Here is an 8791-nt window from a genome sequence, read left to right as displayed (position 1 = left end):
AACATATATCATATTTAAGCAAATCTAAGTTATGTTTTTTTTAAGAAATATTAACAATTTTATAATATTCGTAGTTAATAATCTATTTTATTAATTTTATCTAAAAAAGACATCAATAAATGTATCAATTAATATGAATTCATAAAAAAAGCTTTCGAAATCCTCGAAAGCTTTTTTGTATTTTGACTTTATATTGTTTTAAACAAAAGGAGTTTTTACAACTTCTGCTAATACATTTTTATCACGAATTTGAATTCTAATTGTTGTTCCAACTTTAGCAAAATCTGTATGAACATATGCTAAACCAATTCCTTGTTTCAACATTGGAGACTGCGTTCCTGAAGTCACAATACCGATTGTATTCTCGTTGTCATCTACAACTTTATAATCGTGGCGAGGAATTCCTCTTTCGATCATTTTGAAACCAACTAATTTCTTCTCAACTCCAGCTTCTTTTTGAGCTTTTAAAATATCAGATGAAATAAAATTTGTGTCCAATTTCGTTACCCAACCAAGACCAGCTTCTAATGGAGTTGTATCATCATTGATATCATTTCCGTATAAGCAGTATCCTTTCTCTAAACGCAATGTGTCACGAGAAGCTAAACCGCAAGGCTCAATATCGAAAGATTTTCCAGCTTCCATTACTTTGTCCCACATTTCGTTTGCTTGCTCATTCGCGAAATAAATCTCGAAACCTCCAGAACCAGTGTAACCTGTTGCAGAAATAATTACATTTTCCATACCTGCAAACGTACCAATTGCGAAATGATAGAACGGAATTTCAGCTAAATTAACATCTGTCAACGCTTGCATTGCTTCAATTGCTTTTGGACCTTGGATTGCTAACAAAGACATCTCATCAGATTTGTTTGTTAATTCTGCACCAAACGTATTATGTTTGTTCATCCATTCCCAATCTTTATCGATGTTAGATGCATTTACAACTGCCATCCATTCATCATCAGAGATTTTATAAATGATTAAATCATCTACAATTCCTCCTTTTTCGTTTGGCATTGCATTATATTGAGCTTGACCAATGGCAACTTTCGTTACATCATTCGTCAATAAGTGTTGTAATAAGTCTGTTGCTTTTTCTCCTTTTACAAAAAATTGTCCCATGTGAGAAACGTCAAAAACACCAACTTTTTCGCGAACAGCAAAGTGTTCTTGGTTAACACCTGCGTATTGCACTGGCATTTCATATCCAGCAAAAGGAACCATTTTCGCACCTAAATCTTTGTGCTTTTGGTTTAATGCAGTTACTTTCATTGTTTGTTTGCTTTGATAAGTTTATAATTCTCCCAAAAATAAGGAATTAATTGTTAGGAAAATTTCTTAAATAGAAGATTATCTAATTTTGTGAATAATTTTTAAATTCCCTTCCGTCGCTTTATACGGCTCGAAACGCATAACCGATTTTCCTTTACCAAATTTGTTCATAAACTTTTCGTTTATTTTTCCTGATAATTTCAACGGTTGACAACCTTCGCAAGGAATAATCAAAATAGTATCGTTTGTTTTACCTTTTACTTTTACAATTTCGTACGAATAATCTGTATCCAAACGAGAATTAATAACATTTTCAATTGGTTTATCAAAGCTCTCAATAAAGAAAACACGTCGATCTTTGTTGCTTCCAATAATAATTGCAGCACCAACTAAAATCAATAAAACGACAATTGATATGGTCAAAATTTTTTTAAAATCCATCTTTTTGGTTAATTCGTGGATTAAAAGTAATAATTCATTCCGAATGAAAAAAATATTCGTTTTATTTCCTATCTTTTTACTTCTATTTACATTGACAATGAATAGTTGTACAAAATCAAAAATATTAAAAGAAAAACATACAATTTCATTACAAAATATTCAAAATGGAGATTTGATTTTTGTTGGTGCGCAAACAGAAGAACTTTCGGGCGCGATAAATAGAGTGACAAAAATAAATGACGAAACCAATTTTGATCATGTTGGATTGATTGAAAAAACGGCTGATTCTATTTTTGTTCTACATGCTGCACCAATGGGTGGATCACAACGAGAGGAAATTCATCATTTTTATATTTCTCAAACCGAAAAGAACAATAAAATTGTTATTTATCGTCTCAAAAAAGAATATCAATCTACGATTCCTCATGCAATTGAAAAAGCTAAAACAATGCTCGGAAAACCTTATAATTGGTTATATATTTTGAATGATGACGAATTATATTGTTCCGATTTTGTGGAAAGAGCCTTTCGTGATGATAACGTTTTTGAACTGATACCGATGAATTTTAAAAACAAAGGAACCGGAATTATTGATGATTTTTGGATTGATTTTTATCGTAAAAAAGGAAAAGAAGTTCCGCAAGATGAACCAGGAACAAATCCAAATCAGTTGGCAACTTCTGAGAAATTAGTTAGGATTGGAGAGTTGACTTTATGAAAAAGAAAAAAATAATAGGAATTGTATTTCTAATTCTATGTTGCATATTTCTCTATTTCAATTCTAACTATTATATAAATAATCAGAATTGGAAATATAGAAATGGATATCATATTGGAGATATCTTGGAAAAATCTAAAGAAGTTTCTAACAATGAAACTCAGTATTGTTTTGGATATATTTTAATTATAAAAAATAATCAAACCAATGAAAAAGGGTATTATATTAGAAAGTAATATGAGGCATTAACAAATATCTAGTTTCTAACCTTTACTTTTCATTAACCGCAAAAGAAACAAGTTTCGAAGTTCGAATTAGAGAGTTGAAGTTTTAAGACAATTTTAAAACAACCCTAAACATTATAAATTAATAAAATGTACATATTTAATATAACATTAATCATTATCATCAATATCTTGATAATACTTTGCTTTAAAAACTCTAAAATGTTTTTAAAAATAGGTTTAATAATTCTTCTAACTCTAATATTTTTAGGAATAAACATTTATCTAAAAACATTCGATAATCCAATCATCTTATTTATTATTCTAATATTTTCAAGTTCAATTATTTTCTTGAATTTATTCCTAAAGCTTAGTCCAATTAATGATAATATTGACAATTTTAAGATGATTAAAACAGTTCGTTTATTCATTTTTAAAATCATTTTTCCTACTTTAATTACTATATTCCAAATTATATTAATGAATGACACGAATCTACAAACTGAAATATTATCAACTAAGAAAAATAATACAATAAAAGCTGTTAACTAACTCTATCAATTATCATCCAATAATCCCTACTTTTACCACATGAAACAAAATATCATTTATAGTATCATTTTCTTTTTCGTGTTGTTTGGACTAAAATATCTGTTTGATAAAAGCGATGTACAAACAATGTTGGTTTATTCGGCAATTGGAACGGTTATCTTTTTTATTTATCGCGTTGTTGTAAGAAAAATGTTATACAAACAAAAAGACCAAGAAAACTAATTTTCTTGGTCTTTTTTTATTGCTTTCATCGCTTCCTCGATGTGCGTTTCGGCAACATTTGAAACAATGTGTTTGATTAATTTTCCTTGTTTATTGAATACAAAAGTTTCTCTCGGGGTGATTAAGCCAAATTTCTTTTTAATTCCTAACAATTTCGACAACTTTGCGCCTTTATCAGAAAGCAACGGAAAGTTTAGTTGATGTTTTGTATAAAACTTTTCGTGAGAAGATGTTGATTGTCCATTTATTCCAACAATCACAGCATCCAAAGCATTAAATTCTGCATTTACATCACGAAATTGACAGACTTCTTTTGTACACATTGGCGTAAAATCCATTGGATAAAAGAATAAAACAAAATATTTTTTGTACAAAAACTCGTCCGAATTAAACCAATTTCCTTTATTATCCTCCAACGAAAAAGTTGGAATGTGATCACCTAATTTCATTCGCCTGCGTATTCTACGAAATTACGTGGAGTTTCGTATAAGGTTACTTTCAATTCTAAATCAGTCGCTAATTTTGCTCTAATTTTATTCCAAATCAAAATCACAATATTTTCGGCAGTTGGATTGATAGTTTTAAATTCTTCAATATCAACATTCAGATTTTTATGATCCAAATAATCTTCAACTTCAACCGCGATAATTTTTCGTAATTCGTCCAAATTCATCACAAAACCTGTTTCTGGATCAACTTCACCTTTCACCGCGACAATAATTTCATAATTGTGTCCGTGATAATTTGGGTAAGAACATTTTCCGAAAACTTCAAAATTCTGTTCATCGCTCCAATTCTTGTTAAACAATCGGTGCGCAGCGTTAAAATGTGCTTTTCTGTTGACAGTAACTTTCATCTGTATAAATTTTTATTCTTCGATATACGAAACGTAATGTTCAAAAATTATTTTGAACCAAGCTGTATAATTCTGAGGATTTTTTTCCATATCTTTTTTCAAATCATCCAATTCTACCCAACGATAAGCCATCACTTCATCAGAATTTAGCTTTGGTTCGTTATCAAATGTTCCGATAAAAACATGGTCTAATTCATGCTCAATCAAATCATTTTCTAAATGCGCTTTGTAAATGAAATTAAATTTATATTCTAATTCGCAATCAAATCCCATTTCTTCTTCCAAACGTCTGTGCGCCGCTTGTTCGTATGTTTCGTTATCGCGCGGATGACTACAACATGTATTCGTCCACAACGTTGGCGAATGGTATTTGCTCGCAGCTCGTTGCTGAATCATCAATTCTCCTTTGGAATTGAATACAAAAACAGAAAATGCACGATGCAACAAACCAGCTACATGAGCCTGTTGCTTCTCCATCAATCCTAATTTTTGATCGTCCTGATCAACTAAAACTACAAATTCTTCCATAAAACAAAAATAACCATTTATGTAGGATTAAAAAAGAAGTTCGATTTCTTTGTGCTTAAATTCTCGCAATGCTTGATTGATTTCGATCAGTAAATTTCCCGCTTCATTTACATCTCTAATAATTCCGTCCACTTCTACTCCATCTAATTTAAATTGTGAGATTTCATCTTTTCTAAAAAGATTATCTAAATAAGTTTGATGAATTTGTTCGAAATTTTTCTGTTCTAAAATTGGATATTCATTTTCGAAATGATGCATTAAATCTGCCAAAATTTCCTCGATGTCATATTCTTTGTCAGTTACTTTATAAATAGATGTTGCTTTTGGTAAGTGATTAAAATCAGCTTGATTGACATTAATTCCAATTCCAATTACAGAATTCATTATTCCATTAGAACGATGATTCTCAATTAAAATTCCGCAAACCTTTTTATCATTTAAAATAATATCATTTGGCCATTTTACGTTAGATTTTGGATGAAATTGTTTTAAAAATAGACAAATAACATTCGAAATCCATTCGTTAAAATAAATTAATTCTTGAAAACTATAATCTGTTTTCAACAAAAAACTAAAGGTTAAATTTTCTCCAGCGACAACTTTCCACTCATTTCCTGCGTAACCTTTTCCTTTTGTTTGATTTTTAGCATGTATGACAGTCCAACTATTGGCATCTTTTTTGGACAAATCCACCAAGAACTCATTCGTATTAGGCAAAGAATCAAAACTAATTAAATACATTTTTTTTACTATTTTTATAGAGTGGTTAAAGTTATTTTAAAAAGTTTAAACTTTAATAAGGATTCACTAAATTTGCGAATTACAAAATAAAAGATGATAGATACTCAATATACAAAAGACTTGCTAGATAGCATTGTTGACGGAATTACAAATGTTAAAGGAGAAGAAATTACAATTCTAGATTTACGCGAAATTGAAAATGCATTTTGTCAATACTTCGTTATTTGTACCGGAAACTCGAATACACAAGTTAGTGCTTTAGCTGGTTCGATTGAAAGAACTGTAAAAACAGAAATGTCAGAAAGACCTTTTCATGTTGAAGGAACGCAAAATAATCAATGGGTTTTGTTGGACTACACTAATGTTATTGTCCATATTTTCCAAAAAGAATACAGAGAATATTACGATATCGAAAGTCTTTGGGGTGATGCCGTAGAGACGCGTATCGAAATGGAATATTAATCATAACTGAAACCAAAAAAAATTGAAAAAAAATAATTTTAAACCTTCGGGGTTTAATCCTACATGGATATATGCCATTATTGGATTATTGCTGATTGCCTTTCTATTATTTTCTGATAACATTGGAGGTGCCGGCGGAACTACTAAAAATATAGACCGTACGACTTTCCTTTCTTATGTAGAAAAAGGTTACGTAAAAGAAGCCAATCTAGAAAAAGAATCAGGACGTGTAAGTGTATATTTAACGGACGCAGCTCTGAATACTGAAGAATTTAAAAAGTTTAAAAAATCAAACGAAACTTTAAATCCTTTTGCTACAGGTACTCCAAACTTTATTTTCAATGTTGCTGATGCAGGAAATTTTGAAAAAGATTTTTATGCTAACGTAGAAAAGAGTCCAAATAAAACTGCCGTTCTTAACACACAAATTTCAAATGGTTTTGGAAGTTTGTTTATGAATCTTTTCATTTCATTAATTTTCTTCGGATTAATCTACTTCTTACTATTTAGACGAATGGGCGGAGGCGGATCTGCTGGAGGTGGCGGAGGAATTTTCTCTGTCGGAAAATCGAAAGCGAAATTATTTGAAGGTGATGATCATATCAAAACAACTTTCAAAGATGTTGCAGGTTTAGAAGGTGCAAAAGAAGAAATCGAAGAAATCGTTGAATTCTTGAAACACCCAGAAAAATTCACAAAATTAGGTGGACGTATCCCAAAAGGAGCCTTATTAGTAGGACCTCCGGGTACAGGTAAAACCTTATTAGCAAAAGCTGTTGCTGGAGAAGCGAAAGTGCCTTTCTTCTCATTATCAGGATCAGATTTCGTAGAAATGTTTGTGGGAGTTGGTGCATCTCGTGTACGTGACTTATTCAAAAATGCAAAAGAAAAATCTCCTTCAATTATCTTTATTGATGAGATTGATGCAATTGGTCGTGCGCGTGGAAAATCTAACTTTACAGGTTCTAATGACGAACGCGAAAATACATTAAACCAATTATTAACAGAAATGGATGGTTTCGGAACAGAATCTAACGTAATTGTGATTGCTGCAACAAACCGTGCTGATGTATTGGATAAAGCATTGATGCGTCCAGGTCGTTTTGACCGTATTATTCATGTTGATTTACCTGAATTAAACGAACGTAAAGAAATCTTCGCGGTTCACTTACGTCCATTAAAATTAGGTGAAGATGTTGAAATCGAATTTTTAGCAAAACAAACTCCAGGTTTCTCTGGTGCAGATATATTCAATGTTTGTAACGAAGCGGCTTTAGTTGCTGCTCGTAAAAACAAAGACGTCGTAGAAAAACAAGACTTTTTAGACGCTGTTGACCGTATTATTGGTGGGTTAGAGAAGAAAAGTAAAGTGATTAAACCTTCTGAGAAAAAACGTATCGCTTATCACGAAGCTGGTCACGCTACAATTGGTTGGTTAACAGAACACGCTGCTCCATTGGTTAAAGTAACTATCGTTCCTCGTGGACGTTCGTTAGGTGCCGCTTGGTATTTGCCAGAAGAAAGACAAATTACAACGACAGAACAATTGTTAGACGAAATGTGTATGACAATGGGTGGTCGTGCTGCTGAGGAAGTTGTTTTCAATAATATTTCTACTGGTGCATTAAGTGATTTGGAAAAAGTTACAAAACAAGCTTCTGCAATGGTTAGTATTTACGGATTGAACAAAGAAGTTGGTAATGTTTCTTATTACGATTCATCTGGACAAAATGAGTATGGCTTCAGCAAGCCTTATTCAGAACAAACTGCTCAGGTAATTGATAAAGAGGTAAAAACAATGATCGAAGCTCAATATGATAGAGCAAAAGATATTTTACGTGAACATCGCGATCAATTAGATGTTTTAGCTCAAAAATTAATTGAAAAAGAGGTGATCTTTAGAGAAGATTTGGAAGAAATTTTCGGTCCAAGAAAATTTGTAAACGAATTAGATCAAATCGAAGAAAAACAAGAAGAAGCTACAGAAGCTGGTTCAGAGCAAGTTGTTCAACCAGAATCTGGAAACGATATTTAATCAAAAAACATATAATTTTTCAAAAAAATCGCCTTAATAAGGCGATTTTTTTTTTACTTCTTATTATATTGTTAAAAATTATTACCTTTAGACTGAAATTGTATTAAACCGTACAAAAATCATAAGTTCCCATGTGGAAAGCAATTAAAAACCTACTTAAAAAAGCAACAGAGAAATCTGAGAATAAAGACGATGATAATCATATTGATTTATTTCATCCAAATTATTCTGAGGATAATATTTCTATGGATGAAGTTTTTGCGACAAACTTCAACGCTGGTGGTGGTCACTTTTTATTCTGCGATAACAATCAAGAAGCTTTTCAGAACTTAAAAGAAATTATCAATTACGAAAATGTGACCGAATTAATTTGTCCTGATCCGAATTTACAACAGGTTCTTAATTCAGTCAATATTCCTTTTGTCGAAAATCCATGCGATTCTCGTTATACGCTTAGTTTCCTTAGTTGCGAATTTCTGATTGCTTTTGATGGTAGTATTATGTTATCTGCACATCAAACTTGTGGAAGAAATATAGATGATTTTCCATCAAATTTTATTATCTATGCACGCCCATCGCAATTAGTAGAAAATGTGAGCGTGGCATTACAGAAATTACGAACATTAAAAAAAGACAACCTTCCATCTAAAATAACTTCTATTCGAGGGAAAAACATGCACAAATTTCCTAATATACAGAATGCGAAGAATATTTATTTGTTATTGGTTGAAGAATAG

At 31.3% G+C, this 8791-nt stretch carries 11 protein-coding genes; 5 read left to right on the top strand and 6 right to left on the bottom strand.

The features are described 5' to 3' along the window. Positions 1-198 precede the first annotated feature (198 nt). Together gcvT and N5D46_RS09805 are read right to left on the bottom strand one after the other, a co-directional pair. Positions 199-1275 (bottom strand): glycine cleavage system aminomethyltransferase GcvT, encoded by a 1077-nt coding sequence (gcvT, locus tag N5D46_RS09810; protein ID WP_280049860.1) that lies wholly within the window; start codon positions 1273-1275, stop codon positions 199-201. A gap of 78 nt (positions 1276-1353) precedes the next feature. Next, positions 1354-1716: a hypothetical protein gene (locus N5D46_RS09805; RefSeq protein WP_115001578.1), complete on the bottom strand. Its 363-nt coding sequence runs from the start codon at positions 1714-1716 to the stop codon at positions 1354-1356. A 43-nt stretch (positions 1717-1759) separates the two neighbouring features. Here N5D46_RS09805 and N5D46_RS09800 point away from each other — a divergent pair, with 43 nt between their 5' ends. Together N5D46_RS09800 and N5D46_RS09795 are read left to right on the top strand one after the other, a co-directional pair. Then, positions 1760-2434 (top strand): YiiX/YebB-like N1pC/P60 family cysteine hydrolase, encoded by a 675-nt coding sequence (locus N5D46_RS09800; protein WP_280049859.1) that lies wholly within the window; start codon positions 1760-1762, stop codon positions 2432-2434. An 815-nt stretch (positions 2435-3249) separates the two neighbouring features. Then, complete coding sequence (locus N5D46_RS09795) at positions 3250-3432, top strand: hypothetical protein (RefSeq protein ID WP_038331833.1); 183 nt, start codon at positions 3250-3252, stop codon at positions 3430-3432. Here N5D46_RS09795 and N5D46_RS09790 read toward each other — a convergent pair. From N5D46_RS09790 to N5D46_RS09775, 4 genes are read right to left on the bottom strand one after another with little or no spacing between them, the layout of a single operon-like run. Further along, positions 3429-3881: a peroxiredoxin gene (locus tag N5D46_RS09790; protein ID WP_038331831.1), complete on the bottom strand. Its 453-nt coding sequence runs from the start codon at positions 3879-3881 to the stop codon at positions 3429-3431. The genes N5D46_RS09795 and N5D46_RS09790 overlap by 4 nt on opposite strands. Then, positions 3878-4288, bottom strand: a complete 411-nt coding sequence (locus N5D46_RS09785; RefSeq protein WP_038331829.1) for a 6-carboxytetrahydropterin synthase — start codon at positions 4286-4288, stop codon at positions 3878-3880. Before N5D46_RS09785 ends, N5D46_RS09790 begins: the two co-directional genes overlap by 4 nt. 12 nt (positions 4289-4300) lie before the next feature. Then, positions 4301-4816 (bottom strand): isopentenyl-diphosphate Delta-isomerase, encoded by a 516-nt coding sequence (gene idi, locus N5D46_RS09780; RefSeq protein ID WP_280049858.1) that lies wholly within the window; start codon positions 4814-4816, stop codon positions 4301-4303. A 27-nt stretch (positions 4817-4843) separates the two neighbouring features. After that, positions 4844-5557, bottom strand: a complete 714-nt coding sequence (locus N5D46_RS09775; RefSeq protein WP_280049857.1) for a biotin--[acetyl-CoA-carboxylase] ligase — start codon at positions 5555-5557, stop codon at positions 4844-4846. Positions 5558-5650: 93 nt separating this feature from the next. On the opposite strand from N5D46_RS09775, the gene rsfS reads away from it, so the two are divergent. The 3 genes from rsfS to N5D46_RS09760 all read left to right on the top strand — a co-directional run bounded on the left by rsfS (position 5651) and on the right by N5D46_RS09760 (position 8791). Beyond that, positions 5651-6019, top strand: a complete 369-nt coding sequence (rsfS, locus tag N5D46_RS09770; RefSeq protein WP_038331822.1) for a ribosome silencing factor — start codon at positions 5651-5653, stop codon at positions 6017-6019. A gap of 22 nt (positions 6020-6041) precedes the next feature. After that, a complete protein-coding gene (ftsH, locus tag N5D46_RS09765; RefSeq protein WP_280049856.1) occupies positions 6042-8054 on the top strand; it encodes an ATP-dependent zinc metalloprotease FtsH in 2013 nt (670 codons plus the stop codon). 131 nt (positions 8055-8185) lie between these two features. Beyond that, positions 8186-8791, top strand: a complete 606-nt coding sequence (locus N5D46_RS09760; protein ID WP_280049855.1) for a hypothetical protein — start codon at positions 8186-8188, stop codon at positions 8789-8791.

Origin of the sequence: Empedobacter sp. GD03865, assembly GCF_029840775.1 — a bacterium.
In the GTDB taxonomy this organism is placed as follows: Bacteria; Bacteroidota; Bacteroidia; order Flavobacteriales; family Weeksellaceae; genus Empedobacter; species Empedobacter falsenii_B.
Note: the sequence above shows the minus strand (reverse complement) of the source record. Positions and strands in the feature narration are given on the sequence as shown.

What these genes read in the sequence shown, in the direction of transcription:
- gcvT (WP_280049860.1), bottom strand. Translation starts at nt 1,275, where the DNA reads ATGAAAGTAACTGCATTAAACCAAAAGCACAAAGATTTAGGTGCGAAA.
- rsfS (WP_038331822.1), top strand. Translation starts at nt 5,651, where the DNA reads ATGATAGATACTCAATATACAAAAGACTTGCTAGATAGCATTGTTGAC.
- N5D46_RS09775 (WP_280049857.1), bottom strand. Translation starts at nt 5,557, where the DNA reads ATGTATTTAATTAGTTTTGATTCTTTGCCTAATACGAATGAGTTCTTG.
- N5D46_RS09805 (WP_115001578.1), bottom strand. Translation starts at nt 1,716, where the DNA reads ATGGATTTTAAAAAAATTTTGACCATATCAATTGTCGTTTTATTGATT.
- N5D46_RS09800 (WP_280049859.1), top strand. Translation starts at nt 1,760, where the DNA reads ATGAAAAAAATATTCGTTTTATTTCCTATCTTTTTACTTCTATTTACA.
- N5D46_RS09790 (WP_038331831.1), bottom strand. Translation starts at nt 3,881, where the DNA reads ATGAAATTAGGTGATCACATTCCAACTTTTTCGTTGGAGGATAATAAA.
- N5D46_RS09760 (WP_280049855.1), top strand. Translation starts at nt 8,186, where the DNA reads ATGTGGAAAGCAATTAAAAACCTACTTAAAAAAGCAACAGAGAAATCT.
- N5D46_RS09795 (WP_038331833.1), top strand. Translation starts at nt 3,250, where the DNA reads ATGAAACAAAATATCATTTATAGTATCATTTTCTTTTTCGTGTTGTTT.
- N5D46_RS09785 (WP_038331829.1), bottom strand. Translation starts at nt 4,288, where the DNA reads ATGAAAGTTACTGTCAACAGAAAAGCACATTTTAACGCTGCGCACCGA.
- idi (WP_280049858.1), bottom strand. Translation starts at nt 4,816, where the DNA reads ATGGAAGAATTTGTAGTTTTAGTTGATCAGGACGATCAAAAATTAGGA.